Raw genomic sequence first — 26,423 nt, forward strand, 5'->3', positions numbered from 1 at the left:
TCCTCCAGCCGCTGCTCCAGCCGTGCCGCATCAGAGAACCTTTGCCCCCCCACGTACTGAGTATTGGTGCGGTCCATCGTCCGTGCCGACAGGTCGCCAGCTCGGCGACGTCCTCATGGGTCTTCGAACTTGAGCGGTGCATCGCCGAGGCAAGGCCTGCCGGCAGCTGCGTTCGCCCGCAAGCTGACACGGGCTCCATCGTTGCTCGACCGTGGCCATCAGCTCCCAGCGCAGCCGCTCATACAAGGCTGCCGCGGCGGTGTCGGATGCCACGACGTCGAGCACCGGATGCAGGCCACTCCGTCGTGCTTCCTCCACGGCTTGGCCGATCAGCAGTGCACCGATCCCACACTTCTCGACATCGCCATCAGCCCTTCACCGGACCCAGTGGCCTGGCGCTCTCCACAGCAGTCCCGAAGTTCTCGATGTTCACTCCGGCATGGAAACACAGGCCACAGAGTCACGATCAGGCACTTTCGACACGCGCCCTAGGGGGTCGGCTCTGCAACCATGGCGACCCAGCTCAGGATGCCCACGGGGATGGCGACCATGATTGCGTAGCCCACCCGGTCGGCTACTTTCTGGCGCCGTGAGGGCTCCACGCGGTGGGCCTGGCGGCGTTCGGCCTCCCCGCGCGGCTTGATTGCCTGGTATCCGAGGCCTGCGAGTACCGCCACGCAGACCGCGACCTGCCACAGCTCGCCCACGACGCCCCAGAACCCGACCCGCTGAACTGTCTGCCGCTCGAACCCCTGCCGCGCGTCGAATTCGCCGTCGTCCGGATAGTCGTGCCCGGCGTCTCTTAGGGGCACGTACACGGTGTCGTTTGCGGTGCCGCCGTCGGGAGTGAAGTGCCCGTCGCAGTCGTAGCGTGAGTTCTTGCCGCTGCTGTTGCTGTCGTAGCAGGTATCCACCTTGTACGTGCCCGGGGTGCCGTAGATTCCCGCGGAGAGGGCGAGGTCGGCGGTCGCGGTAACGCACCAGACGGCGGTGACGAGGGCGAGGATGACCCCGCACACCCAACCACACACGCGTCGCATCAGCCGCCCACCAAGATGCGCGGCTCCTTCTCCAACAGCCGGGAGATACCAGCCTGTTCGGCTAGAGCCCTGCGCTGCGGGTCGACCTGGGTGCGCTCCTGCTCGTACTTCTGCCAGTCCGCGGGTTGCACAAAGAGCATGGCGTTGCTTCCCGGCACGATCATGACGCCGCCGAAGGAAGGGTCACCGGCGAACCAGGCGCCGCCCTCCTCGGCCTCCTTCGGCCAGCGGCGCACTGTCGAGGCGTTGAGCGCACGCATGGAAGGGGCTCCGTGCTGCCCGCGCACCGAGAGCCGGACGGTGTGCACCGTGCCAAGGTACTTCCACTCGGAGCCCTTCTTGGACACCCGAGTGCGGTACTCCAGAGGGTAGGTGCGCAGCACCCTCTCGCACACGCCGAGCCGCGACCCGTGGCGTAGCCGGAGCATCAGGAAGATCAGCACGAACAGGGCGGCAGGAATGCCGAACGCGGGCAGGGCGGCGTCGTAGCCGAGCAGGTGTGCCACGAACGGCACCGCGAACAAGGCCACGGCGAGTGTGAGGCGCGTGGCGATGTGCCGGTACAGAAGCGTTCGATTGTGCTTGAGCGCCTGCGCAACATTGGGTGCCACGGGCGGATTGTCCATGAGGTGGTTTCGTCCTTATCCGAAGTCGTTGCGCATGGCAGCCTCGGCCGAACTCCCTCGCGGCTCGTCCGGTGTTGGCGCCGGCTTCGTCGGGTCGGTGAACGTCAGCGTACGGGCGACCCCGAGAAGGATGTCCCGGTATGTGTCCGCGAGATGGAAAGCCGGCGTGACGAGCTGGACAACGATGATGTCGGGAGTGCCTGAGCCAGTGACCGCGACCGTGCCCTGCCACACGTCCCCGCGCAGGGGGCCTTCGGAGCTGTCGGGGTCCCTGCCCGGCGCGACGGTGCGCTTCTTCTCCTCCGCGAGGTAGCCGAGGCCGCATGGCAGCTCGAGCGGGCGCATCCCGGTGTCCGGGGCGTCTGAGGCTGTCCCCGCGAGACCGGCGATCACCAGCTTTGCATTGTGGCCGGACGTCGGGACAGTGGAAATTGTGAGGGTGGATGTCACGATGGTGCCGTCGTCGTCCGGGTGGTAACCGACTGCACACATGTGCACGTTCTGGGCGTTGAGCGTGGTGACCATGCCCGCATAAAACTGCAGGACCTGCGAGGCCTGCGCCCGCTGTTCTGCAGGCAGCGTGTTCAGCTCCCGGACCAGTTCCAGGAGGCGCTCGCGCGGCGGATCGAGGTCCAGCTTCACGTAGCCGTGCGGAATGCCGTACCAGAAGACGGGTTGGGTAGCGCTGCTTGCAGCGGAACCCGAGGGGGTAGTCGTAGTCATTCTTGATTGCCTCTCGCCTAACTACGCTACCGCCAGGAGGGACCGTACGATGTCCTGTCCGGCCCAGGCTCCGGCTCCGGCCTTGGTGACTTCTGCAACGTTGCCAGCCGTGCCCTCTTCGGGCATGAGGTTCGCGGCGACGTTGAGACCATTCACGCTGATGTCGGTCATGAGTTTGGCCGAGCCTGCAGCGCTCTCCCCGGCTGCCTGCCATGCCTCGTCCGCGGCGGTTCGCGGGGCCGTGCGCAGCACGTGGCCGACTTCCCGTACGAACTCGGTGCCGACTTCGCGGCTCGTGACGCTGACGCCCATCTGCGCGGCGTCGTCGAGCCCGCCGCGGATGCCGCGAGCCGCGGAGCTCAGCGCCCTGCCGCCGGGCACCATGCCGACGGCGTCGCTGCCGACGGAGGCCCAGGCAGAGAAGGTGTCCATGTTCCAGCCGAACTTATCGCCCCAGGGGAAGAACGCGTCCCGAAAATCTGGGTCGGAGAAGTTCTTTGCCATGGACGCCGCGCTGGCGGCGATCGCGATACCGGCGAACAGCGGAGTAAGGGGAGTCGGGAAGAGAGCGAGCAGTCCTGCGATGGCGCCGATGGTGCCGGCGTGCTCCAGCAGAAAATCGCCGACCGACGTGAGGATGTCGCCGACCTTGTCCCAGAAGCCCGGCTCGTCAGGCGCCTTCTTTGTCGAGCCGTCCAGGGCCTTGGCGATGTTTTCGGCCTCGTCGGTGTGTTCGGCCTCCAGCTCCTTGATCTTGCCGTTGAGCGACTCGTATTCGTTGTTGGCTTTGGTGAGCGTGGTGCTCGCCTCGTTCAACTCCCGCTCGGCGGACCGCAGCCGCGCGGTCGCGGCGTCGGCCTCCTCCTGTGAGGGGAAGGTCTGGTTGGCGAGTTTCAGGTCCGGGTGCTGGGCTGCATGTTCGTATGCGTTTTTGGCCTTGTCGGCCGCAACCTTCTTCTCGGCCGCGTCGGCGTCGTACTTCTTCGCCAACTCCCGGTTGGAGGTCAGGTGACCTTCCCACTTGTGCAGTTGGGTCGCCGCGGTACGCAGGGAGGAGGCGGCGTCCTTGATGTACTTCGGCAGGTCGCCATCGAGGGCGTCACGGAATTTCTCCGCTGCGTCGCCCTCCCAGTAGCTGCTCTCGCCGGTGAGCCTCGTCAGTTGCCGGTGCGTGTTCTCCAGGGCCGTCGCGGCCGCGGCCACCTTCTGCTGCAGTTTGGTGACCTCGGCAGGGATGCCTGGTACGGGGTTCCAGCCGATGTTGGGATAGGGGTTCGCGGCCATTACTTACCGCCCCCGCCGCCACCCGAAGTGCTCTGTGCCGCGATCTGCTTGAGGGCCTTCTCCAAGGCCTCCTCGACCTCTTCGTAGCCCTTCTTGTTGGACTTCACGCCCTCTTTGATCGCGTCGATCATTTCCTTGGTCTTGCCGGACCCGTACTTCCACTCTTCCTGGAACTTGTCACAGGCCTCGTCGAGCCGGGCGGTGCCGATCTGGTCGGCACGCACGTGGTCTAGGGCCGACCGGGCCTCGTTCAGCTCGTCGACGCATCTCTCCAGATTCCTCAGAAACTGCTCGAGTTGCCCGATGTCCGTCTTGAAGTGGTCCCCCATGGGCCAGTTTCTCCCCGTTTCGGCTCTGGACGCATCAGGCCCAGGCGATCATCTGATCGCCTAGGCCTCCTCGGCACCATACATGCATTGACTCGGCGTTCCGTTACCCAGCCCTCGTGGCCCCGCGGCTCTGCGGAAAGCCGCCACAGGAGCCCCACGAGGTCGGCTTCGTCGATGGTTCGTGGTGCACGGTCCACTTCTGGGGTGAGGGATGGACCACCGAGCATCTCGCGACCGAGCCGGGCCGGGCTAGGGGCTCACATTCCAGGTTGGGCGCTGCATGGATGACAGGTGGTGGTGCGTGGGTACGGCTGACGCCGGGGACGGGCCGGCGTCAGCCGGCGTGGTCTGCTACCGCGAGGCTCACAGCTCAGCTGGTCAACTCCCGCTGACTCGACCACGCAACCTGCGCGGCAACGAGTTCGCACCACACGTACTTGCCCGGGTTGCCGTTTCTGGCCAGCCGCTGCCATCCCCATACGTCAGCACAGGCACTGACCAGCGCAACTCCGCGGCCTCCCTCCGCGTCGACCAAGTCACCCAGCTTCGGCGGAGGTTCGGGTGGCTCGGGGGCGGCGTCCCAGGTACCGATACGCGGCACGCCGCCGCGCCAACGCAAGCGTAGAGCGGCAGGTCCCTTGGTATGGCGTACGGCGTTGGAGGCCGGCTCCGTCGTGAGGAGTTCTGCGGTGTCGGCGAGGCGGATCAAGCCGTGCATGGTGAGGATCAGGCGGACAGTACGGCGGCAGACGGTGACGGCGCGTGGGTCGTTCGGGAACGTCGTTCGGGAGCGCGGGAGGCGGGGTGCCGGCAGACCCCGGCCGCGGCTGTCCGGCGTGTGTGTCGGCCCTTCACGAGCGGGCCGTGATCTCGTCGGATGAGCCGGACACGTCGAAGTCCTGGGCCATGGCGGAGCAGGCGTTGTCGAGTTCCTTGCTCCCGGTGGTCTTCGGACCGGTGTCGTACAGCGCGTTCAGCGCCGGTCGCATCTCGTCCTGGCTCCGATGGTGTTCCCTGACGAGGCCGTCCAGCTCCGATGTCTCTGCTTTGCAGCGCGCCCGAATGGCACCGGTATCCCTCTGTCTCGCAAGGCGCACGTCATCTGCCGTCGCGACACGCCATCCAACAGGCCTCGGACGCCCCGTCGGGGGGGTCTCCCGTTCGCAGAACTTTCACGAATTCTTGCGAGGTAGATACCGGCGTTCGTGCCGAGCAGACACTGGACCATCAGGGCAGGAACCTTCAATGTGATCGTTATACGAGTTCCCCGGGGCGGGATACGACTTGCGTCTGCGAAGGTCATAAGCTGTCGTGAGATTCGCGGGGGCGCCGGAAGGTGCGCGAGGGGCTGTAGTTGGGCTTCGCAGCAACCTGGGGTGCGAGTCAGTCGAGATGCGGGCTCTGTCACGGGCCGAACCACCCATCGTGCTCCCTCGCAGATAGCTGTGAGAGGGAAGAACCGATGTCTTATCCCACGCCGCCGGGAGGCGGTAACCCGTATGGGCAGCCGCCATCGCAGAGTGGTTGGCAACCGCAGTGGCAGGGGGCAGGCCATGTGCCGCCGCCCGTCCCGGCGGCGCCCCCGGGACCGCCTCAGGCCCAACCGGGACCGCCTCAGTACGGTGCGTACCCCCCGCCCGGGAGCCATGTCCTCGGAAACCCCATGCCCGGGGCACCTGTGCCCGCGTCGGGTCGGGGCAGCACCGCGCGAAAGGTCATCGGAGGGCTGCTCACCGTGTTCGGCGTGCTCGGCATGCTCGGTGGAGGCGCGCTGGCGGCTCACGCGTACAGCAACAGCCAGCAGTCGATACCCAACTCCGCCTATGGGCCGACGCTGTGGCGCAACGAGACCACGGACCGGCTCTTCCCGGCGACCGTCGGCGAACCGCCCAACTACAGGTACGACGCGGCGGACAAGAAGGTCGCGCAGTGGAGCCGTATGGGCATCTCCCAGGACACCTCGTGCTCCGAGGGCCTCAGCGGAGAGACCAAGGACACCGCGGAGCGGCTCGGCTGCACGGCCGTTCTACGTGCCACGTATGTGGATCTCACCGGTGAGATGATCGCCACCGTCGCGATCATCGTGCTGCCCAAGGGCACCGCCGGCCAGGAGATGGGCGAGTACTTCGACGACCAGGAACATGCGGACGTCCCTGACGCCGCCGTGGTGCCGTTCGCGGTGCCGGGCACGCTCGCCGCGAAGTGGCAGGCGAACAGGCGCAATGGCATGGGTGGAGAGGCCCTTGGAGGCGACTCGTTCCCCTACGCCATCGCTGTCACGACCGGCGCGGTCAACGGCCGGACGTCAGGCAACCTGCCCGGCGAGTTCGGCGACTACGGCGCGAACGACGAAGACAGGAAGCCCTGGATGGACGCAGCGAACGCCCTCAGCGAGACCTTCCACACCCATCTCGGGAACCTTGAAAGGTGAGCCCCGCAGTGAAGTTCCGGACCATACGCGCGACCTCGACCGCGGTCGCCCTCACGGGTCTGCTGTGCACATTGGCCACCGCGCCGGCGCAGGCAGCCACCACGCCGGTCGGATGGGAGGGGTCGGCACTCAGCCTGTCCGCAGCCCAGCAGCTGAGCCAGGGCGACGGAGTGACGGTCGCGGTCCTCGACAGCGGTGTGTACGCGGATCATCCCGCCCTCAAGGGCAAGGTCACCACCGGGCCCGACTACTTCAAGGACGGGCTGAAGGCGGGCGACTCGGAGTGGGGGCAGCACGGGACCGCCATGGCCTCGGACGTCCTCAAGGTGGCCCCGAAGGCAAAAATCCTCTCGGTTCGTGTCATCGATGACAAGCACGAGGAGGAACGCACCCAGGAGGAGCTGGAGGAGTCTTTCAGGAAGGGCAACAACCCGATCGCGGACGGCATCAACTATGCGGTCGAGCATGGCGCCGACGTGATCACGATGTCGCTTGGCAGCGACAACCTGTTCAGCTCCTATGCCGAGGACGAGGCCGCCGCTTTGGCCTTTGCAGCCCGTCAGGGCGTGACCGTGCTCGCATCGGCCGGTAACGCGGGCGACGTGCTCAACGGAGCCTCGTACCCGGCCGGTTACGCGGGCGTGATCGCTGTCGCCGCCACACAACAGAATGGCACGCGCGCCGAATTCTCCACCGTGCACACCTACAACGACGTGGCAGCACCCGGCGTCGACATCATCAGCGCGACCAACACCGGCGGTTACAAGCAAGGCAACGGCACATCACCGGCGTGCGCGCTGGCCGCCGGCGTCGTGGCGCTCATGAAGGCGAAGAACCCGAAGCTCACCCCCGCCCAGGTGAACGACGTCCTCATCGCCACCACCCACCGCCCGGCGGGCGGAGGAAGTGCCTTGCTCGGCTACGGCAGGATCAACGCGGCCGCGGCGGTGAAGGCTGCCGTGTCCCCTCCCAAGGACGAGACTGGGCCGGTGGCGTACAAGGGCAAGGAGCACCTGGCTACCCCGGACGGCACTCCGAAGACGACACATCCCGAGATGGAGCAGGAGGTGTGGCTGACGGGCCTGGTCGCCGCCGGTGTGGGCCTGGCGTCCCTGGCCGGCGGTGTGCTGCTGGCGTGGTCCGGTCGGCGCAAACCAGCTGCGCGGACGCCGAGTGTGATGCAGCCTCAGGGGCCTTTCCCCGCCTGACCGTGCACGACAAAGAGGCGCCGCGTTCACGCGGCGCCTCCCGTTCCCGGTGGACAGGCCAGGGCCCGCCGTCACACGAAGAACACCACCAGCAGACTCACGACAAGCCCAACCACCCCCACCCCCACCAGCACCAGGCAAGTACGGAACACCCCCTGCGCGGACGCCCCGCCGGAGATGAACCCCGTGACCGCGCCGAAGGTGCCGATGGCGAGGGAGATCAGCGCGCCGAAGAACCACGCGCAGCCCAGCGCGATGGCGCCGACCCAGCCATGGTCCAGCTTGTACGAGGTGTCCCCGGTCTTGATGGCGTCGATGACATAGCCACGCTGGTGCAGGGCATCGCTCTTGAGCTCGGCGTTGAGGTCCTTGACGTAGCCGTCGGTGGACGTGAAAGTGCCGTAGCACCAACGGGTCTTGGTCTTCTTCCGCGAGCTGCTCGACGTGCTCGAGCGGTATTTGTAGTCGACCGTGCAGGTGTCGACGGTGAGCTTGCCCGGGGTGGCCGTGGCGTAGGTATAGGGGCCGAGGTAGGCGCCGAGGGCCAGGAGGACGAGGCCTACGAGGATCAGGCCCGCGCCGATGAGGCGGCCGAGGCTGGTCCGGTCGCCGGGGCCGGCGGAGTTGGGCGCGGCGTTCCCTTGTACTTGTGTCATTGGGGGTTCCTCAGGAGGGGGACGGAGCGGTCAGAGGACGAGGGCGCAGACCAGCGCTGCCAGGGCGCCCAGTGCGAAGAGGCCGCCCAGGACGGGGCCGGTGACGGCCTGGGCCGGCAGGCGCTGCCAGGAGGCCGTGAGGCCGGGGCCGCCCCGGCCGCCGAAGCCGGTCAGGAGGCAGAAGATGCCGACGGCCAGCACGGAGAGGCAGAACGCGAGAATCGCGGCGTCGTCGCCGGGGTCGCGGTCCTGTGGTTGCTCGAAGGTGTCGTCCACCTGGATCACGGGGATTTTCGATCCGGCTTCGAAACGCGACGATGTTTCCACCGTCACGTCTTCGTAGGTGCCTTTACCGTCTTGTGCGCTCCAGTTTCCGGTGCAGCTGAACTTGAGTTCCGTAGAACGCCTGTGCGTGCCGTAGTGGGTCTTCGTGTGTTTTTCGCATGAAGAAATCGTGAGGGTTCCTTCGGTGCCGTCACCTGCGAGTTCACTGCGCAGTTCCGGAATGGTCACCGCGGCGACGACCGTGGCCACGAGGAGCAGTCCCAATCCGAGGAGTCGACCCATCCACAGAGTCCCCGTGCTGCCGTAACGCGGCTGTGTAGTCACCACTTTTGGTGTCCCCTTGAGTAACTTGACGATCTCTTGACTGGCGGGTTTGGCGGGGCCGTGCGCGAGGAGTCTAAGGTATCGATCTGTCGTCCAATATGAACTACGGCAAGGGGAGTTCGGGGGAGAGCCATGGAGTTCGACACCTTTAACGTGGACACGGATGTACTCCGGCGTCAGGGCGGTAAGTTCACCGACCTCGGAGGCGATTTCTCGACCGCGTCCAAGCGGCTTCAGGACGCCCTCGAAGCGCTTGGGGAGCCCTGGGCGGATGCGGACTTCGGGGAGATCTTCGGCCAGGTCTACACGCCGATCCGCGACGGGATCTTCACATCGATGGACAGCCTCGCGGAACGGCTTCAGAAGATCGGCGACAACCTTCAGGGCATGGCGCGCAACTACGACGCGTCGGATACGTCGAACAGCGGGCTCATGGACAACATCTCCGGCCGATTCTGAATCCCTGGCCGATTCTGAATCTCCGTACGATTCTGGTCAACGGGGTAACTCCAATTAAATTCGGGGGCTATTCGCATGTCGCTCACACTTCCCGGTGAGCTTGTCTGGGTACTCGACCTCCTCGGCTACACCTGGCCGGAGGTCGACGAGGAAGCGCTGCACAAGGTCGCCGAGACCTGGCGGGCTTTCGGTGAGGAACTCGAAGAGATCCAGCGGGAGGGCGAAGGTCTCGCCCGGACCGTCGTCGCCCACAACTTCGGTACGGCGATCGACGGATTCAGCAAGGACTGGGGTGCCTATACCGGCGCGAACGGCGAGGACCGTTATCTGCCGGACGCGAAGACCGCCTGTGAAGTGATCGCATTCGCCTTCGACGCGGCCGCGGTGGCGGTACTCATGGCGAAACTTGCCGTCATCGCCCAACTCGTCGCCCTGGCCATCGAGATCATCGCGGCCCAGGCGGCGGCTCCCTTCACCTTCGGACTGTCCGAGGTCGGTGCGCTCGGCGCGACACAGGCCACCCGGCTGATCGTCCGGGAACTGCTGGACCGGCTCAAGCGGGAGGTCATGGAGGCGGTCACCAAGGCCATGGAGCACGCCACCTTGGACGCCGTGAAGAAGATGGCCAAGGAGCAGCTCGAGAAGATCACCAAGGAGAAGGTCAAGCAGTTCGCAAAGGACCAACTCAAGGAGCAGGGCAAGCAGTTCGTCCAGGAGAAGGTGGTCGACGCGGCCAAGGAGAAGGCCACGGAAGCCGCCGTCGGAATGGTGCAGAACATCGGCCAGCAGAGCATCGAGACGTACTTCGACGCGCGGTCCGGTGTGGACCTCGGCGAGACGGCGGACGTGGCCAGGACGGCGGCCGGCCAGTACGTGGACGGCCTCAAGAACGAGGTCACCGGTGGCGAGGGATCGACCCTCGCCGACTGCGTGGATCCGGCTACGCACATGAACAACGCCGTGGACGCCGCGACGGAGCGTGCCACAACGGCGGCCGGCGACCGCGTACAGCACGGTGTCGACGCGCTGGCCGGACAGGGTGCCCAGAGCGCGCCGGCGTCGGACGGGGCCGCCGCCACCGCCTCTGGGGCGGGGGCCGGTTCCTCGGCCAGCGCGCAGTCGTCCAACAGGCCGACGGCTGCCGTCTCCGCGGCGAGCTCCGGTTCCTCGGGCTCCTCCGGGTCCTCCGGGGGCGCGGACGACTGGGCCCGAAACGAGTTCGGGTGACCGCGGCGGCGCTTCAGCTGTCACCGACCGTCGGCAGCAAGGAGGTGCCGCACCCATGACCGCGGACCGGGAGATCCACGACGAGGAACTCATGGGCATCGCCCAGGACCCCGAACAGGCCCTGCGGCTGCGCCGCTCCCTGCGCACCATCGTCGGCGCCACATCGCTCGGCCCGGAGTCGCGCGACATGGCACGCGCCGTGCTGAGCGGGAGCATGGACCTCGAGGACGCCCTCCAGGACTCGCGCTACACCGAGGCCGTGTGCCAGCGGATGAGCGAGATCCGCCGAGCGGCCGACGACCAGACGTACGCCGAACGCCGGCAGTCCAAGGCCCGGTTCGCGGAGTGGGATGCCAGGCAGCAGGCGGAGTGGACCGCGAGCGTGCCGAGCGGGACGCTCCCGTGCACGGCATCGGTCGGGGGTAGGGCGGGCGTCGTCGATGCCTCACGCCCGGGTAAGCAAAGCCCCGTACGTCTCCAGCAAGGGCCCCGTGCGATACATTCGTGGGAATGATCATGCGCAGCGTGAGGGGCCTCTTTCGGTGAGCAGGGCAGGCCGCGACCAGGAAACGCCCGCCGCCAGGGCGAAGGCGATGGTGCCGGCGGGGGATGTGCTGGTTGGTCAGCACGCCGTCTCGCTGGCCGACAGGGCGCCGCGGCCCGGTTATTTCCGCCGCCCCCGCGCCCTGCGGTCCGAGCGCCGCACGCTCGGCAGCTGGCTGATGCTCCCCGTGAACGCGGCCGCGAGGTTGTATGCCATGACCTGGAATCCGTTCGATGCCTTCTTCGAAGCAGTCATGTGGCGTGAGCCGAAGAAGCCAGGTGAGCCCTTCCACGGCGGCTGGGACAGCATGGCCGGCCACCTGGCCCGCGCCATCGTCCCTCGGACCCGGAACAGCACGGCTGTGATGCTCCAGCTGACCGACCGCCGTCTCCAGCTTGTGTACGTGTCCCGCGCCCGCTCCTTCACCGGTGTGCGCGGCCCGGTCGAGGTGGGATGGGTCACTGAACTTCGCAATGTGACCTATGTCCGCGACCGGAGTGATGTGGTGGGCGGTGACCACGAGATCGGCTTTGTCGACGGTTCATGGTGTTCGGTCCACTTTTGGGGTCACGGCTGGAGTCGAATGGCGTCGGCGTTTCCGGTCAGATTGAGCCACCTTGATCCGATTCCTGGTTGACCGGGAAGGAATTCCCAGAATTACGGAATTGAGGGCACAGGCGACTCGGTTCGCGCTCCGGCCGAGTGTTGAAGCGTTCGCAAGTGCGTTGGTAGGTTCACGCCGGTCGAGACACGCCGACCCTCCCGATGAGGTATCCCTTGGACAGCGCCCGTGACAGTTCCGACAAGCGCGTAGACGACTCCGAGTTCCTGGAGATGACCCAGCAGGACCCCGCACAGGCGAAGATCCTGCGGCAGTCCCTGGAGCATCTCGCGTCGGGGCTGGGAGGCAGTGCGCTCAAGGAGATGGCCCAGGAGGTCCTCTCCGGGCGTATGGGGCTGCGCGAGGCGGCCAATGTGTCGGCGTACGCCGAGGAGGCCGTGCAGCAGTCGGCTCCGCTCGCCGAGAAGTGGGCCGCCATGTCCGACCGTGAGCGTGACGAGCTCGCCGCGGAGGGGCAGCACCGGCTCGAGGAGGAGCGGCGGCAGCTCGAGGAAGAGCGGCGGCGCGCGGAGTCCGAGAACCGGTCGGACACGAAGTCGCGTCACGACGGGCGCGGCTGGTCCTTGTACTGAGCTGACGCCGGCCACACGTGGCCATGACTGTCGGCCGCGGCTGCCGGCCGCGGCCGGTCCGGGCCGTACGACCGACGGGACAGCGGCAGCAGGTGATGGGGGAACTGTGGACTTTGATGTGAATCCCGACGCGCTCGACGGCTTCTCGAAGCTGGTGGGACGTGCGGCGGAGAGCGGCGAGAAAGCCGTTGAGTACGTCGGCCAGCACGCCCAGATCGAGAAGGGCGGCGGGGATCTCTACGACCTTGTCGCGGGAGATCACGACCAGTATGTGAGCGAGGCCAAGAAGGCCCTGGGCAAGGTTCGGGGCGTACTGGACTCCTCCACGAGGGAACTGGCGGGCTCGGCCAAGTACTACCGGGCGACGGACCGGGACGAAGCGGCCGCACTCGACGCCACCTATCCGGGCTCCAAGGCGCCGGCCGGTGCTTCCGGAGGGGACCCGCACGACTTCAAGGACGCCAGCGACGCGGGCGAGACGCTGAAGCCGCCGGACGGGGACAGCAACAACCCCTTCGTCAAGTACGCGTCGGGCCATGCGGACGAGTTCCAGATGAGTCCGGTGCAGAAGACGCTCGGCACCGCGCTCGACATAGGCAGCCCTTCGGCGATGGCCGTGGAGGCGTCCAAGCTGCTCTTCGACTTCGACCCCTTCGCCGTCTGCACGAACTGGGTGTTCGGGGACTGGAACAAGTACAACGACTGCGCCGACGTATGGGCCAATCTCGCGTCCTTCTGTGACGCGGTGGCCGCCAATGTGCGAAAGGGCAACCAGACCGTCGGTCTCAGCTGGAACGGCAACGCGGCCGACGCCGCCACCGTGTACTTCGACGAGTTCAGCAAGAAACTGGACGAGATCAAGGAGACCTTCGAATCCCTGCGCCAGTGTTACGCGCAGGCCGCACAGTTGGCGTTCCAGCTCGCTGAATTCCTCAAGTCGTTCCTGGTGTCGTTCTGCGATCTGCTCATCACCTGGATGGTCAACATGGCCGCCGCGTGGGCCGTCAACGCGATCCCGGTCGGTGGACAGGTCGCCTCGGCGGGCATGTTCGCGCTGGCCGCGGCACAGGCCCTCCGGCTCATGCAGATGTGGTCGGAGGCAGCCATGACGTTCGACCGGTTCGCGATGGCGCTGAGCGGCATCGCCCTGGCCGCGTCGGCGGCCATCAACGGTTTTTCGGCGGCGGACGGATTCCCCGAGGTGAGCTCGAGTGGTTACGACCACCGGGCCGTTTAGCGGACAAAGAGGTCAGGATCGATGAGTTTCTTTGGCGGGACCGATGACTTGGAGCGCTTCCTTACACGGTCGTGCTATTTGAGCGTCGTGTCCGTGCCGGCCTCATGGGGCCTCATGATCTTCCTCATCGGGGACAGTGGCTGGCGATTCAGCTTCCTGTTGAGTGCCGTCCTGCCGCTGATCGCCGCTTACCTGGGGATCCGCGCCAAACGGGAGATCCGTACGGCCATGTCGGCTACGGCGTTCGGACTCGCCCTCGTCTCACTGCCGTTGATGCTGGGACTGGCGCATCTCGAAGGCTCGTAGCGATCGGCGCGCCGTCCGAGGGTGGTCGTCGACCGATAGGCTCGGCTGCCATGACGACGCACGACGGTAACGCGGCGAACAGGTCGGACGGGACGGGTAGGTCGGACGGATCGGCCAGGTCGGGCGGGCGCCCTCTGTCCTCCGGTGCGAGCACGGACGAGTTGCGGGCCGGGTTCCGGGCTCAGGGCCGGTCGGAGGTCGTGGAGGAGGGGCGGCGGGACGCGCGGCAGGCGCGGGGGATGTACGCGGGCTTCGCCGGGCTGGTCGCCGTCACCTGCCTGGTCCTGATCGTCGTACGCCTCGGGCAGGGCGATGCGCTCGGCGTCTGGGTGGCGACGTATGCCGTGGGCGTGGCGCTCGGCGGTTGGGGTTTTGTGCTGGGCCGGATCGGTCACACGCGGTGGGCGATGTTGGTCACCTGCATCGGGGCGGCGTTGGCGGGGCTTGGCGACAGTCCCGTTTTCCGCTGAGGCGGGTTCAGTTCAGTTACCGACCGGGCACCTGGCGGTGGCCGCCCGGACCGGCACCTGAACGGACGTCAAAGGGACCTGAACAGACGTCAAAGGGATGTGAACACAGACGTCACGCCTGGCGGCGCCTGCTGCCGATGAGATAGGCGAGGCCCCAGGCGGCGGCCGCGGCGAGCACGAGGCCCAGCGGGGAGAACCAGTCGACTCCGCCCTCGGTCTCGTTGTTCCACCAGGCCTTGGCCGGGATAAGGGGGTCGGCCTCCATCATGTCCCCGATGGCGGCGGGCGATTGGCGGTCGGCGATGATGAGCGGAAGGGCGTTGGTGTAGCCGAAGAAGGCGCCGAGCGCGGCGATCACGGCTCCGCTGATGTGGGCGCCGGTGTTGCGGTGACCCACCAGACCGATCAGGCAGCCGACAACCGCGCCGTTCAGCAGCGCGTGGCCCAGGTAGAGGGTGTTGGCCGTCGTGAGCGTCTGGTCCTCGTAAGTGGCCAGGATGAGACCGCTGTAGAGCATCGAGACGATGACCGAGGCGAAGAACCCGAGGAAGACCGCGCCGACCGGATGACCGCCCGCGGTAGGCCGCTGCCCGAAGGGGGGCCCCTGGAACGGCGGTGCCGGCTGCATCGGATACATCGGCTGCATCGGGTGCACAGGCGGCTGCCCCGGCACCGGCGGCGGAGCTCCGTGGTGCATCGGCGGTTGGCCGGGGGCCTGCATCGGGGGCTGTCCCGGAGCCGACGGGGGGCCGAATCCTGGTGCCTGCTGTGGTGGGGTGGGCTGGTTGTACGGGTTGTTGGGAGAGTGCGGTGGCTGTGAAGGCGGCGGTGGCGGTTGGAACGGCGGCTGAGTCATCGGATTCCCACGGAGTGAACTGACTGGAGCAGCAAGCTATCAGTGAGATCAGGAGGGGGCCGTCGGAGCCGGAGCGGGCTGCGTGAAGGGCGGTCTTTGGAGTTGGGAACGTGGTGGACGTGTAGAGGTGTCGGAGACGCACCGTGAAACACCTACGCGGTTGCCCGCGAGCGACCGCAGGGCCGCTTCGACCGGCTTGACCTGCATGAACAGGCCTCGCCAAGATCTCCTGAGTCAGTGGGCGGCGCGGGCGTCACGTAGAAGAACGGGACGGCATTGAAGACGGACGCGAGCGGCGGGCGGAATCTACGGAAGGCCGGACCGCGAGAGCCCCGCCTCATCGGCTTCGCTGCCACGAGGCAACGGAGCCCCGGCAGCCGTATCGGTTCCGGAATACTGGGCCTTCTCACCCTCCTCTTCAGCCTGATTCTCGTCGGCGTGGGATACGCGGAAGGCCCGGACAAGGTGTCCGGCGGCAGGCAAGGGACGATCACCGTCGAGCGTTGCGGCAGGGACGTCATCGGGGACGACGTGGAGTGCTCGGGCACCTTCCGCTCCGACGACGGCACGCTCCGCTCCGACGTCGAGGACTTCGAGCCCGGCGAGGACGCCGACCGGGGCGAGGAGTTCCAGGTGGTGGGCGACGACACGGGGTATTTCAGGCGCGGCACCACCACCTCGTTCTACGTCGAGGCCGTCAAGGTCTGGTTCGTCGCCGCCACCATGTTCGGAGTGGCGCTCTTCCCGGTGAGCGCCGCGTTCCGCCGGGCGGGGCGCCCCATGCGGCGCGGGACGTTCGTCGCCGGCCTCAGCCTGCTGTTCGGCGGGTTGCTGGGCTGCGGGGTGTGTGCGCTGGTGAATGCGGTGATCAGTTAGCGGGTCCGGTAAGGCAACTGAGCCTCAGTCGGTTTCCGAAAGGCCGGCCATCCAGAGACCCGCTGCCGTTCCCGCCTCATCGATGCTGGACAGCGAAATCTCCAAGTCGTCCCTGATGGCCTCGCGTTCGACACGGCTGCCGGCCGACGCCAGCATGCAGCGGGCGACGACGTAGTGCTGGAGCAGCTCGATGAAGGAGGCCAGGCTGTCTGCGACCAACTCGGCCTGCCCACCAACACCGCCCCGTCCTGCGGACAGCAGAAAGACCTGGCCCGTGGAACCTTGGAGTGCCACCTCGCCCCCGCCCCACACGCCGAACGTGTAGTACGTCCCATGCGGGGCACCGGCCGGGAGGCTCTCCGCGTCCAGTGGCGTCAGGCCCTGCTCGTCCAGCGCCAGGAGCCTCATCTCGACGCCTTCGAAGGCGGGCAGGCCGGCTTCCGTCAGGATGCGGCACGTGTCGGGGTCCGTCACGTCCTCGGGGAGCCGTTCGGAGGGCAGACGGCGGACGACGCCCGGTTCGAAGAGGGCAGGGTCGTAGGCGCCTTGCGGCTGTCGCGCTCTGTCCTGCAAGGCGCAGACGAAGTTGCGGTCGTCGAGCATCGGCTCACCGTGCACCGTGCCCAGTACGGGCGCGTGTGCCGAGCCCGTGGCTTCGACGGCGAAGATGCCGCCGAGGCCGGTCACCACTGTGACGTCGCCTACCGCTACCTGGTCCGAGACGAAGGGAGCGCTCAAGGAGTCGTACTCGGTCAGATCGATCCAGGCGGGGGTGACATCGCGTTCGACGTCCGGAAGCCACAGCGGCTCCCGCACGCCGGGCGTGGGTACGGAGTCCGGCCAGGGACCGGCGAGCGCCTCGCCGGTGCCGGCATCCCATACGCGATACCTCCGGTCCCAGTCGCCTTGTGCGATCACGGCCGTTCGCCCGGGCCAGTAGTCGTCGGGGGCGACGGCGAGCTGATGCAGAGGGCCGGGCCGTACGAACGCCGCGCTCATCGCTCCCGGAGGCCGCCAGTGCGCCCAGCGCACCCGCCAGGGGAGGTTCAGCCCGGAGGCAGCGATGTCGGCGGCGGTCGCGTGGTCGCCGCGCGCCGTACTCATCAGGTGCAGCCAGGAGGCCCATTCGCCCTGTGACAGGGAGTCGACCCCGCACATCCACAGATTGACGGCGTCTCCGCCGGGGGAGCCGTGGTCGACCCGGTAAGGGTCGTCGCAGTGGGCCGCGTCGATCAGGGCGACCTGGTCGAGGTGGGCGACCAGACGGCCGGAGCGCTGCACGGAGTCGAACTGCCCGGCCTGCACGGCGTGCATGGCCAGCCCCTGTGACAGGTACAGGGCTGTTGCCACGTCCGCCGCAGGTCGCGTCCGGAGCCAATCGACGAACGCCAGGTTCACCGCACGTACGACTTCGGGATCGTTGTCGCGCCGAAGGGCTTCAGCGACGCGCTCATCGCGGAAGGAGACCCAGCCGTCGGTATCCGCCTCCAACAGTTCGCTCGCGGACTCAAGCGCTACGGCGACATCGACGACCGGTCGGCCCGTCTGCGACTCCAACGCCTGGGCGAGCGCCGTCCATACGGTCAGTGGAGCACGGCGTACCTCGGCCAGGGCAAGCGCACGCAGCGCATCGGCGTCCACACCGGCGAGTTGCTGTCGCTCCGGCCTCTCTTGGCCTGCCGCCGGCTGGATGGCAACCACCAGGTTCCCGTGCCAGGCCCGGGCATCGGGCAGGTCTCGTTCGATCACCACCTTCAAGCGCCCGGCCACGGCCAGCTCGATCGCGAAGCGGTGCACCATGCGTTCGGGTTCCGAGGAGCGTCGGGTCCGGCCTGCCCGCTGAGCGTTGGCGATGACGACCAGGCCGCCGGCGAACGACGAGTCCCCCAAGGCCCAGCCCCAGTCGGCACGGCGTTCCTGCGGAAAGTCGACTCCGGCCGCCTGCATGACCTGTGCGACGAGGTCCTCGGAGGTCAGGCCGGTGGCGTCCAGGAGTAGTGCGCCGGGGACGGCATCGCGCAGCCGAAGCAGCGTGCGGGTTCTTCCGGAGTCGTGAGGACCGACCAGTTCGGCCACCCCACTTGTTTCTTTGTTCTGCCACTCCAACAGCTCGGCAAGACATTGTTCGGCCGGCACGGGTGAAGGGCTGGGAATAGCGGTGCTCATGACGGACTGCGCTGACTCCTTCAGATGGGCAGAGCGCCCTTGAAGCGGGCGCCCGGTATGGCGGGGTGGGTCGTGGCGAGCCAGCCGTGGCCGTGGGTGCCGGACGCGGGCATGCGACCGGGTTCGACGGAGAGGTTGTCGGCTGCGGTGAGGGCGTCGGGGACGCCCTCGGCGTATTCCTCGGCCTCGTCCTCGTCGACGTACTTCCTGTACTCCAGCTCGAAAGGCAGTGGCTCTCCCTGGAACCGCGGGTGATCGTAACTGCCGAAGCTTCGCACCTGGTGGCCTTCGCGGGAGACATACCAGTTCTCGGCGGAGTTGTACGGGTCGAGAATGTAGAAGTGAGCCTCACCGCATCGCTCGCTGAGCTTGTCGGCCAGCGCGAAGCCGTCGAGCTGATCGATGAACGAGTTTCCCCAGAGCATGCACCAGTTCTGGATCGGAACGTCCGTCAGCAACGTCTCGAACGCCGGTGTGATGAACACCCGGTAGGCGGTCCGTGTCCTCTCCCGGGCATCCCGGAATTCCAGGGAGTCGGTGGCTTTGGTGGCGGCGGCCACGCCCATGACCGTGGTGGCCGGCCGAAGGTCGTGCAGGCCGAGAGCGGCTACGGCGTCGTCGAGCCGGTCCGCCGGGAAGGCCAGCCAGCGGCCGGCCTCCGACGGGACTCTCACCGGGCGCTCGTCCTCGAGCTTGATCCGCACGAGACGCTCGACGGCACCGAGGTCACCGTCGTCCAGGTACTCGGCGCCCCCGAGGTCGACCAGGACCTTCAGGGCGCTGCCGCGCAAGTGCCCAGGCCCCCGTCGCCGGATCTCCCGCAGACGTGGCACCGCCTGATCGCCCAGCCTGTGGAGGACGGACTCGGCACCCCACTTCAGTCGGGACGGGCCGTCTTCTCCGGCATAGGGCAGCAGAGTGTCGACCACCTGTACGCCGAGGGCGACCAGCTGGTCCTCGGCGGCTCGCCACACACTGCGATCGTCATCGGTGAGGTCGCGGACGAGTGCGTCGAAGGGGGACGGCATGGATGTACCTCGGTTGGGGTTCGTTCGGGCCGGTCTGCTCGTCCTCGTCTTCCGCAGCGGACGATGCCCCTCAGCCTTGAATGGAGAAGAACAGGGTGTCCATGGTGTGCCCGTGCTGCAGCGCGCTCTGCCATTCATCGTGTTCGACTTGCATCTTGTCGATGAGCGTCCGGGCCTCATGTGTGAAGGCGTCGTCCAAGCGGTCCAGGACCGCGGCGTAGGCGTTGGCGAGCGGCTTGGCCTTGGCCAGCGGCAGACGGCCGATGGCCGGGTACCCGTCGATGGGTGACGGAATGTGGAAGGGGATCTCGTCCGGGGGCCCGGCGAACAGGAAGTCGAGCGGCAGCAGGTCGGCGGGGACGCCGAGGTGCCTCAGTTCGTCGCCCATGTGCCCGAAGAAGGTGGAGGGCTTGGAGTACACGCCGAAATCGACGGGGTCGGAGCCGCTCCAGTCGATGATGTGCTGGAGCGCCTTGTAGTACGCGTTGCCCACATACTCGCCGTCCGCCTCGGCATGGCCCGCGAGGAGGTGGTCGAGCGCGTTGGGGATGGTGAGTCCCAGATCGATGTCCTGCCGTTCGAGGCTGAGCTGCTCGGCGTGGGCGTCCTTACGTATGTGATCACGGAGCATGCGCTGCTGAGTCGCGTCGAGTTCGCCTTGCAGGTAGGACACGACGCGGCTCTGGGTGGCAACGGTCATCGTGATGATGTGACTCATGGGGGTCATGATGTCAGCCGGTGCGGAGCAGGCTGAGGTTGAGCCACCACGCGATGGAGGTACGAGCCCGGCGTTCGTCACTCGCCTTACGCAGGGGTGGTATGCAGCCATCCGTTGCGGCGGTCACCGATCCCGTCTTGCGCCCTTCCAGCGGACTTCGCGTTGTCGTCGATGTTGTGACAGCGGTCCTGTCAGACGCGGTCGTCGAAGTTGTAGTCCTCGAAGACCCTTTGCCAGCCCTGTGTCTGGTAGGCCTCCGGGTCGATGAGGTCCAGCCAGTGGCGTAGGTCCGACTCCGTGTCCTCGATCGACCACCAGGAGGCGCGCCACCAGAAGTAGAGGCGGACCATTGCGACGAACTGGGCGAGGCTGCTTCCGGCCGGCTCGTCCTCGATCCCCGACCAGCCGTCCTGCTGCACCCGCCCGTCACGGCCGTCGAGGAGGAGTCGCGCTCCTTGCCAGCTGCCGAGGGAGAAGTACGTGGACTCGGTCTCGTCCGGTTTGCCGAAGGGTTCGGTAACGGGGGTGAGGCCCGTGTCATCGAGGCTGGTGGTGTCGAGTTCAAGGAGGCCGGTGACGCAGGGGAAGCCGACGTCGGAGAGGAAGGCGCGTGCGTTGCTGTCGGTGAGGGTGTCCGGCAGGGTCTCCTGCGGGAACCGTCTGACCGCCGCCGATCCGAAGATGTCCGTCAGCCAATCGGTCGTGGGGGCCAGGGCCTGGGCGGGCAGGTCGGCCCGGGCAAGTGCCGTGTCGGTGCCCACCAGATGCTTGAGGAGGCCTGGAGCGTATTCGTGTCCGGCGTTCTGGTTGATCTCGACCACGCAGACTCCGTCCATGGTGGCCAGAGCGATGTGACGGCCCGAGCGCGTGCCCCGAAGGACGTACTCGGGCATGCGGGGCAGATCCACTTCCCCACTGAGGGCTCCGGCTGGGCGCCACCCCTTGGGCCCCTGGTTCGCGTGCGTGGTGGTGGAGGTGTCCGCGGTCTCATCGGGCTCGGGGTGGGGTGTGCCCGTGCTCAGGTGCCAGGTTCCGATGTGGTCCTGGCGGGTGCGGGCTGTGACCACAGCGCCGGTCGGGGTGTGCGCGATCCGGAGTGTCCGGACGATCGGGCGGCGGACCACTGCGTCCGTGCTGAAGGCGCCGGCGCCGACGCCTTCGGCCCAGAGGGTTCGCCAGGGCAGGATGAGGGGGCCGGCCGCTGCCAGGAGCCGGTCGGCTGCTGCTGCCTGCGTCGGCCCGGCCTGCTTCAGGGTCAGGTGCAGCAGCGCCAGCCACTCGCCCTGGGACGACGGCTGAACGCCACGGCGCGCCATGTAATGGAGGCGGGCCCCGGCGGTTCCCTGCGGGATGGGCCGTGCGTGGAACGCGGCCTCGAACCCTTCGAAGAGCGACTCGTGACCGACCCCGGCGACCGCTGCCGTGTCCTCGAGGAACGCGTTGAACCGGTCGGCTGCCGCTGCGTGACCGGCCAGGGCGCGCGCGGCGTACCAGCGTATGGCTGCTGGGGCGTCCGCGGCCGACAGTGCGGTGACTGCGTGCGCGTGCCAGGAACGGGCCTGCTCGGCGGGCATCTGCGTACGCAGTTGCCGGGCCGCTGCCTCCTGCTTGAAGGCGATGAGGGGAGTGCCGGTCCCGTCGTCCCTCCGGTGGATCCAGTCCCCGGCCACCGGGTCGTCGAGCAGCGACTCCAGCCGGGACCGGGGGATGTCCTGGCCGAGGGCGGAGCAGAGCAGGGACCACACGGGTATGGGAACGAAGCGGTGCTCGGCCAACGCCAGCGCGTCCAGGGCGGACGACAGGGCCGCGTCCTCGTTCCGGTCCGCGACGGCTGGCATGCTCTCGAAGCCCCCCTGGAGGACCAGATGCCGTCCGCCCAACTCGTCGGCCCCGCCCGGGGCATCGTCGACTTCGACCAGCAGGCGCATCCGCAGCCCGCGCGGATGGAACGTGATCAGCGCCCGTGCCACCCGTTCGACCACACGCTGCGGTTCGCGCGAGGTGCGCAGTCGGCCCGCCCACTGCGTGTTCGCGAGCACGACCACGGGGTCGCCCTTGATCCGGGCAGCCACGGCGGCGATGTCGCCCTTGAAGGTGTCCAGGGTGGCGATGCCAAGGGCCGTCGCCACCTCCCGGGCCACCTCCTCCGCTGACCGGCCGGAGCAGTCGACGTACGCCGCGGCCGGGTGGCGGGCGACGACCTCGCGCAGCAGCGCCGTTCTGCCGCTGCCCGCACGCCCGCCGATCCACAGCCAGGCACTTGTTTCGCGAGGCCGGTCGATCCACCGCAGCGCACGGTTCAGTGCGAGTTCTGCCGTGACCTCATCCAGGTTCGGGGTGGTGCTCATGCCTCATTCTCTGTGGTGTCACCCACGCCGGCCGTTCAGTGCCTACGGCCATGAGTGCGCTCTCGGTGTCCCTTCACGTCGGGCTGCCCGACGTGGCCCTGGGCGCGCTCGGACTCGCCGAGCCAGAGGTGGGGGACGTACTGCTGGACCGCCGAGACCAGCTCCTGTCGGCAGGGGGCGGGGAAGGGGAGGCGGTGGCGCAGGCGGGGCAGGTCGGGGTGCAGTGGCTCCTCGTCGCGGACGAGGGTCCACAGGACGGGGTCGTCCCGGTCGATGGGGCCGGTGGGGAAGAGTTCCAGGGAGTAGACGGTCTGGCGGCCGAACCTGCTCCAGTACAGGCCGACTCCGGCGAGGCCCTGCCAGGGGATGACGTTGCGGTGCTTGCCGTTCTCGACCCACAGGCCGGTGGCGTCGACGAGGACCCGGGCACGGCGGTTCGCCCAGTTGGCGATGAAGAGGAACACGCCGAGCGCACCGAGCAGCAACATGAGGACGAGACCCGCGTACCCTGCCGGGTTGGACTCCCCCTTCTGGTTCCCGGTAGCAACCACGACAGCGCCGATGGCGCCGGCCGCACCCAGCGCGATGAGCAGGACGGAGCAGGAGAGACCGGTCATGGCGCCGCGGCGGCCGGTCCGTATGACCGTGGCGTCGGGAGCGGGGGAGGGCGTGTGCGAAGGCAACATGGTGCGTGAGCTTAGCGAATTGACCTACGCTCCCTCCTCATGACGACGCACGGCCGGGAACGCGGCGCGGAACAGGTACAGACGCAGGTGCCAGCCGGTGAGGGCGGCCCGATCCCGCCCGGCGTGAAGGAAATGAGGGCGAGTCTCCCAAGGCAGCCGGATCCGGGCCTCGCGAGACAGGGGTCGCAGCAGTCGCAGCAGGTGCAACAGTCGCAGCGGTCGCATCAGGCGCGGAGCGCTCGCGTGGGGCTCATGGCCGCCGGGGCGTTGGTGGCGCTGGTCTGTCTCTTCGTGATCGTGGGACGCCTCAGCAGCGGTACGCAGACCGGCGTGGGAACCGTGGTGTACGGCCTGTGCCTCGCCTCCGCCGGTCTCGGTGTGGAGCTGGCGCGCCGCGGACGGACCCGCCTGGCCATGATGGCGATCATTCTGGCGGCGGCGGGTGCGTCGCTGGCGGACGTTCTGCCCTGACCCTCCCGGCCTGTCGTCAGATAGCCGAAGGCCGGCTCAGGCCGTTCCAATCAGGGCGGAGGATCAGACCTTGGTGAAGCACAACGTGTAGTCGAAGCCTCGGCTGTTGCGGTACTGGATGCCGTAGTCGTACTCCGCCGAGCATTCCTTGCCCTGGCCGGGGAGCAGGGCACCCGTCTTGTACTCGGCCTCGGGCGAGCCACAGTCGACGACCGTCGGCAGCGGCTCGCCCTGGGGGTCCGCGACCTTGACGCAGTCGCCGATCTCGGGATCGTGCGTCTTGGCCTCTTCGGCCGCCGCGGACGCCGAAGCCTCCGCCTTCGCCTTGCCGCCGGTCGGGCTGGTGTTGTAGTCCCAGACCCAGTAGCCGACGGCGCCGAACACCGCGATGACGACGACGGCTGACTTCACAGCCCGCAACAGACCTCCCGGCTGCGGTCGCTGCGGTCGCTGAGGACCGCCGGGCGGCTGCGGCTGCTGCGGATATCCGTACGGAGCCTGCTGTTGTTGCGGGTAGCCGTACGGCTGCTGCTGCCCGTACGGCTGCTGCGGCTGGCCGTACGGCGGCTGGTTCTGGTACTGCGGTGGAGGCGTGGACATGCCTGGAAGACCCCGTGGTCGGTCGAACGGATGAAGATCAACGCAGAGTTGAAAGGCACACGCTACCTTTCAACGCTCCCGAGCCCGCGCCCCGGAGCCAGCACTCCCGACCCGGCGACCTGCCCTCCCGAGAGTCTCCCCGCCCTCTCCACTTCGACCACCGGGGCCCCGCAAGGCACTCACAGGTGACGGGAGATACTTCAGGTGTCGAGAGTCGAGGAGAAGCCAATGACCAGGAAGCCCGAGAACTCACCCAACCCGCACGGCTCTTCGCAGGAACGCGGTGTGATCGACGAGGCACTCGAACCGGAGCAGATCCGTTCCCTGAACTCCGCCCTGCGCAAGCTGTCCGAGACCGAGGGTGCGGGCAAGGAGCTGCAAGAGGCGGCCAAGAAGCTGCTCTCCGGCCGAGTCGCCCTGCGCGACGCCCTGGACGACCCCGCGGTGTCCCGCGCTCTGGGCGGAGGGCTGGCGTCGCTGCGCGGCCAGTGGGAGTCGCTGTCGGAGGAGCAGCGCGATCAGGTCAGGCACGGCGAGCCGCTGGACGGCGGTGGCCCCGACTCCGGCCCGTCCGAGCCGAGGCGGTCGGAGGGTGAGGGTTCGCAGTCCGGGAAGAAGAACCAGGGGCGGCACAGCGGCGGGTTCTCGCTGTACTGATCACGCACACGCCGTAGGCGTGACGATGAACCCCGCAGGCCCGGGCCGGTCACGACTGGCGCTGTCCGGCGAGCACGATCTCGATGCTGCCGGGCGGTTGGTCGGAACGGCCCGGCGCCGCACGAGGTCGGCATCACGGAGGCCGTCCCGGCGGTCAGGCCGGGCCGGGACCGAACCGGCGGCGAATGGCCTCGGCGTAGTCGGGGAGGCCGTCCTCGACGAACGCGGTCTCCAGCAGGGCGGCGCGCCGCAGGACGGGCGCCTGGGTGCGGGTCAGCACCGGGGCCGTACGCAAGTACGTACGGGCCGGTGAGGCGAGTTCCGCGATCGGTACGGCCTCGACGGCGGCGCGCAGTGGAACCGGATCGGCGTGGACGAACAACCCCGGGTCCGTGAGGAGTTGGGACAGCAGGCCCGCCTCCAGGGTGTGGCTCGCGATGTGGTCGCGTACATAGGGGTCGGCCTTGCCCCAGTCCTGTTCCGGGACGGCCTCCAGAAGCGCCATCGCGATCCGGGTCTGGGCGGAGCGGACGTCGGAAAGGCCGGCGCGGATCTCGTCGCCGATGGCCGGATGGACCAGCCGAAGCAGACTGCGCCCGTCGTGTGCCGCCTCCCGGGCGGGCTGAAACGACTCGACGAAGGGTTCCGCCAGCGCACGCCCGCTCTCGATGACGTCACTCATGTCCTTGCCCGCAAGGGCGTTGACCAGCCGCATCCAGATATCGACCGGCAGACCGTCGCCCTCCGCCAGGGCCAAGGGCGCCAGAAGGTGGCGCAGGGTCTGCGGGTCCGCCCCGAGGCGGCGGGCGTGCAGGTCGAGCGCGTGGCCGACCGATGTGGGGAGGAGTGCCTCGTCGTACGGGGCGTAGGCGCCCGGCCCTCGCAGGATGCTCTGCACGGCGAGTTGCACCGTCAAGGGACTGTTGCCGGCCCGGCGTCCGATCGCCTCGGCGACGGACCGTCTCGTCTGCGAGTCGGTGGTGAACGGCAGCTCCGGAGCGCCGAGTTGCGGGTTGAGCAGTGCTTCGGCCTGATGTACCAGGCCCTCGGGGTCCGCCCACTGCTGTGCGTCGAGATCGATGACCTGGACGGTACCCGCAGGAAGGCCGGCTGCGAACTCGTCCGCGAGCCGACGGGGCAACTCCGCGAGCAGGCGGACCGTCTCGACGGCGGCGAGCGGCCTGAGGATCTCTCGCGTCAGCCGGTCCGGTTCTCCCGCCGCACGCACCGGTCCGGCCCGATCGACGTCCGGAACGACCACGGTCACGGGACTTGGGAGGGCTGCCAGCTCGGTGAACACGTCCGATACGTCGTCGGCCGCCAGTCCGAGATGATCGGCGAGAAGCCAGACGACCTGGGCCGCGGTCAACCCGGCCGCTCCCGGCACGGCGGGCGCGGGCCGTTCGGGCGGCACCGTCGAAGGGTCCAAGTCATCCACGGGGAGCCGCTTGCGGTACTCCGGGTCGCAGAGCATCAGGAACCCGGTGATCAGATGCGAGCGCCCGCTGCCTGGGGAGCCCGTCAGGACCAGGACACGCGGGGTGCCCGGCCACTCCGTCCGCCAGGCGGCGAGGGCACGCAGCACTGCCGTGCGGCCGCCTATGTAGGGATGCGGTGCGTAGCCATCGTGTGTGCCAGCCATGAGTTTCAGTCCTGGTCGGGTGGTGGGGGGGG

General features: G+C 68.0%; 30 protein-coding genes and 1 pseudogene. 13 read left to right on the top strand and 18 right to left on the bottom strand.

Annotated features, from left to right (window positions below):
- Nucleotides 1–168: 168 nt before the first annotated feature.
- From KUM44_RS15595 to KUM44_RS15630, 8 genes and pseudogenes are all read right to left on the bottom strand, one after another.
- Nucleotides 169–345: pseudogene (locus KUM44_RS15595) on the bottom strand (GNAT family N-acetyltransferase); the annotation flags it as partial.
- 143 nt (nt 346–488) lie between these two features.
- Nucleotides 489–1,040: a hypothetical protein gene (locus KUM44_RS15600; RefSeq protein ID WP_217208477.1), complete on the bottom strand. Its 552-nt coding sequence runs from the start codon at nt 1,038–1,040 to the stop codon at nt 489–491.
- Nucleotides 1,040–1,651, bottom strand: coding sequence for a hypothetical protein (locus tag KUM44_RS15605; protein ID WP_217208478.1), 612 nt, complete (start codon nt 1,649–1,651; stop codon nt 1,040–1,042). The genes KUM44_RS15600 and KUM44_RS15605 overlap by 1 nt, the downstream gene beginning before the upstream one ends.
- Nucleotides 1,652–1,681: 30 nt before the next feature.
- Nucleotides 1,682–2,389 (bottom strand): hypothetical protein, encoded by a 708-nt coding sequence (locus tag KUM44_RS15610; protein WP_217208479.1) that lies wholly within the window; start codon nt 2,387–2,389, stop codon nt 1,682–1,684.
- 21 nt (nt 2,390–2,410) lie between these two features.
- Entirely contained in the window at nt 2,411–3,673 is a 1,263-nt protein-coding gene (locus KUM44_RS15615; RefSeq protein WP_254389574.1) for a hypothetical protein, read from the bottom strand.
- Nucleotides 3,673–4,002 carry a hypothetical protein gene (locus tag KUM44_RS15620; RefSeq protein ID WP_217208480.1) on the bottom strand — a complete coding sequence of 110 codons (330 nt, stop codon included), beginning with the start codon at nt 4,000–4,002 and terminating at the stop codon, nt 3,673–3,675. Before KUM44_RS15620 ends, KUM44_RS15615 begins: the two co-directional genes overlap by 1 nt.
- Nucleotides 4,003–4,372: 370 nt before the next feature.
- Complete coding sequence (locus KUM44_RS15625; protein ID WP_217208503.1) at nt 4,373–4,816, bottom strand: ATP-binding protein; 444 nt, start codon at nt 4,814–4,816, stop codon at nt 4,373–4,375.
- 37 nt (nt 4,817–4,853) lie between these two features.
- Nucleotides 4,854–4,991 carry a hypothetical protein gene (locus KUM44_RS15630; RefSeq protein ID WP_217208481.1) on the bottom strand — a complete coding sequence of 46 codons (138 nt, stop codon included), beginning with the start codon at nt 4,989–4,991 and terminating at the stop codon, nt 4,854–4,856.
- Between the two features lie 674 nt (nt 4,992–5,665).
- Here KUM44_RS15630 and KUM44_RS15635 point away from each other — a divergent pair.
- Together KUM44_RS15635 and KUM44_RS15640 are read left to right on the top strand one after the other, a co-directional pair.
- Nucleotides 5,666–6,433 (top strand): hypothetical protein, encoded by a 768-nt coding sequence (locus KUM44_RS15635; protein ID WP_217208482.1) that lies wholly within the window; start codon nt 5,666–5,668, stop codon nt 6,431–6,433.
- A 170-nt stretch (nt 6,434–6,603) separates the two neighbouring features.
- Nucleotides 6,604–7,641, top strand: coding sequence for a S8 family serine peptidase (locus tag KUM44_RS15640; protein WP_308402622.1), 1,038 nt, complete (start codon nt 6,604–6,606; stop codon nt 7,639–7,641).
- A 71-nt stretch (nt 7,642–7,712) separates the two neighbouring features.
- Here the strand turns inward: KUM44_RS15640 and KUM44_RS15645 are convergent, their stop codons facing one another.
- Nucleotides 7,713–8,297, bottom strand: a complete 585-nt coding sequence (locus KUM44_RS15645; RefSeq protein WP_217208484.1) for a hypothetical protein — start codon at nt 8,295–8,297, stop codon at nt 7,713–7,715.
- 30 nt (nt 8,298–8,327) lie between these two features.
- The gene (locus tag KUM44_RS15650) at nt 8,328–8,831 is read right to left on the bottom strand and encodes a hypothetical protein (protein WP_217208485.1); all 504 of its coding nucleotides are present in this window, start codon (nt 8,829–8,831) and stop codon (nt 8,328–8,330) included.
- Between the two features lie 207 nt (nt 8,832–9,038).
- Here KUM44_RS15650 and KUM44_RS15655 point away from each other — a divergent pair, with 207 nt between their 5' ends.
- The 8 genes from KUM44_RS15655 to KUM44_RS15690 all read left to right on the top strand — a co-directional run bounded on the left by KUM44_RS15655 (nt 9,039) and on the right by KUM44_RS15690 (nt 14,343).
- Nucleotides 9,039–9,365, top strand: coding sequence for an ESX-1 secretion-associated protein (locus KUM44_RS15655; protein WP_217208486.1), 327 nt, complete (start codon nt 9,039–9,041; stop codon nt 9,363–9,365).
- A gap of 75 nt (nt 9,366–9,440) precedes the next feature.
- Entirely contained in the window at nt 9,441–10,592 is a 1,152-nt protein-coding gene (locus KUM44_RS15660; RefSeq protein ID WP_217208487.1) for a PE-PGRS family protein, read from the top strand.
- Between the two features lie 55 nt (nt 10,593–10,647).
- Nucleotides 10,648–11,106: a hypothetical protein gene (locus tag KUM44_RS15665; protein WP_217208488.1), complete on the top strand. Its 459-nt coding sequence runs from the start codon at nt 10,648–10,650 to the stop codon at nt 11,104–11,106.
- A 28-nt stretch (nt 11,107–11,134) separates the two neighbouring features.
- A complete protein-coding gene (locus KUM44_RS15670; protein WP_217208489.1) occupies nt 11,135–11,773 on the top strand; it encodes a hypothetical protein in 639 nt (212 codons plus the stop codon).
- Between the two features lie 140 nt (nt 11,774–11,913).
- The gene (locus KUM44_RS15675; RefSeq protein WP_217208490.1) at nt 11,914–12,330 is read left to right on the top strand and encodes a hypothetical protein; all 417 of its coding nucleotides are present in this window, start codon (nt 11,914–11,916) and stop codon (nt 12,328–12,330) included.
- A 106-nt stretch (nt 12,331–12,436) separates the two neighbouring features.
- The gene (locus KUM44_RS15680) at nt 12,437–13,567 is read left to right on the top strand and encodes a hypothetical protein (protein WP_308402623.1); all 1,131 of its coding nucleotides are present in this window, start codon (nt 12,437–12,439) and stop codon (nt 13,565–13,567) included.
- 93 nt (nt 13,568–13,660) lie between these two features.
- Nucleotides 13,661–13,873: a hypothetical protein gene (locus KUM44_RS15685; RefSeq protein WP_254389575.1), complete on the top strand. Its 213-nt coding sequence runs from the start codon at nt 13,661–13,663 to the stop codon at nt 13,871–13,873.
- Nucleotides 13,874–13,923: 50 nt separating this feature from the next.
- Nucleotides 13,924–14,343, top strand: coding sequence for a hypothetical protein (locus KUM44_RS15690; protein WP_254389576.1), 420 nt, complete (start codon nt 13,924–13,926; stop codon nt 14,341–14,343).
- A gap of 112 nt (nt 14,344–14,455) precedes the next feature.
- On the opposite strand, the gene KUM44_RS15695 is transcribed toward KUM44_RS15690, so the two are convergent.
- Nucleotides 14,456–14,980: a hypothetical protein gene (locus KUM44_RS15695; protein WP_254389577.1), complete on the bottom strand. Its 525-nt coding sequence runs from the start codon at nt 14,978–14,980 to the stop codon at nt 14,456–14,458.
- A gap of 657 nt (nt 14,981–15,637) precedes the next feature.
- Between KUM44_RS15695 and KUM44_RS15700 the strand changes: the two genes are divergently transcribed.
- On the top strand, nt 15,638–16,075 hold the full coding sequence (locus tag KUM44_RS15700) for a hypothetical protein (protein WP_217208493.1): 438 nt from the start codon (nt 15,638–15,640) through the stop codon (nt 16,073–16,075).
- A gap of 24 nt (nt 16,076–16,099) precedes the next feature.
- On the opposite strand, the gene KUM44_RS15705 is transcribed toward KUM44_RS15700, so the two are convergent.
- From KUM44_RS15705 to KUM44_RS15725, 5 genes are all read right to left on the bottom strand, one after another.
- Nucleotides 16,100–18,151, bottom strand: a complete 2,052-nt coding sequence (locus tag KUM44_RS15705; RefSeq protein WP_217208494.1) for an SUKH-4 family immunity protein — start codon at nt 18,149–18,151, stop codon at nt 16,100–16,102.
- A gap of 110 nt (nt 18,152–18,261) precedes the next feature.
- Nucleotides 18,262–19,269: a hypothetical protein gene (locus KUM44_RS15710; RefSeq protein ID WP_254389578.1), complete on the bottom strand. Its 1,008-nt coding sequence runs from the start codon at nt 19,267–19,269 to the stop codon at nt 18,262–18,264.
- Between the two features lie 70 nt (nt 19,270–19,339).
- Nucleotides 19,340–19,987: a hypothetical protein gene (locus KUM44_RS15715; protein WP_217208495.1), complete on the bottom strand. Its 648-nt coding sequence runs from the start codon at nt 19,985–19,987 to the stop codon at nt 19,340–19,342.
- Nucleotides 19,988–20,178: 191 nt separating this feature from the next.
- Nucleotides 20,179–22,335 (bottom strand): SUKH-4 family immunity protein, encoded by a 2,157-nt coding sequence (locus KUM44_RS15720; protein ID WP_217208496.1) that lies wholly within the window; start codon nt 22,333–22,335, stop codon nt 20,179–20,181.
- Between the two features lie 35 nt (nt 22,336–22,370).
- Entirely contained in the window at nt 22,371–23,021 is a 651-nt protein-coding gene (locus KUM44_RS15725) for a hypothetical protein (RefSeq protein WP_254389579.1), read from the bottom strand.
- Nucleotides 23,022–23,264: 243 nt separating this feature from the next.
- Here KUM44_RS15725 and KUM44_RS15730 point away from each other — a divergent pair, with 243 nt between their 5' ends.
- On the top strand, nt 23,265–23,492 hold the full coding sequence (locus KUM44_RS15730) for a hypothetical protein (protein WP_217208497.1): 228 nt from the start codon (nt 23,265–23,267) through the stop codon (nt 23,490–23,492).
- A 63-nt stretch (nt 23,493–23,555) separates the two neighbouring features.
- Here KUM44_RS15730 and KUM44_RS15735 read toward each other — a convergent pair whose 3' ends face one another.
- Nucleotides 23,556–24,092, bottom strand: a complete 537-nt coding sequence (locus KUM44_RS15735; RefSeq protein ID WP_217208498.1) for a hypothetical protein — start codon at nt 24,090–24,092, stop codon at nt 23,556–23,558.
- A 228-nt stretch (nt 24,093–24,320) separates the two neighbouring features.
- Here KUM44_RS15735 and KUM44_RS15740 point away from each other — a divergent pair, with 228 nt between their 5' ends.
- Nucleotides 24,321–24,749, top strand: coding sequence for a hypothetical protein (locus KUM44_RS15740; RefSeq protein ID WP_217208499.1), 429 nt, complete (start codon nt 24,321–24,323; stop codon nt 24,747–24,749).
- A gap of 154 nt (nt 24,750–24,903) precedes the next feature.
- Here the strand turns inward: KUM44_RS15740 and KUM44_RS15745 are convergent, their stop codons facing one another.
- Nucleotides 24,904–26,391: an ATP-binding protein gene (locus KUM44_RS15745; protein ID WP_217208500.1), complete on the bottom strand. Its 1,488-nt coding sequence runs from the start codon at nt 26,389–26,391 to the stop codon at nt 24,904–24,906.
- Nucleotides 26,392–26,423: the final 32 nt, after the last annotated feature.

The organism is Streptomyces sp. AC550_RSS872 (genome assembly GCF_019049285.1).
Classification (GTDB): Bacteria; Actinomycetota; Actinomycetes; order Streptomycetales; family Streptomycetaceae; genus Streptomyces.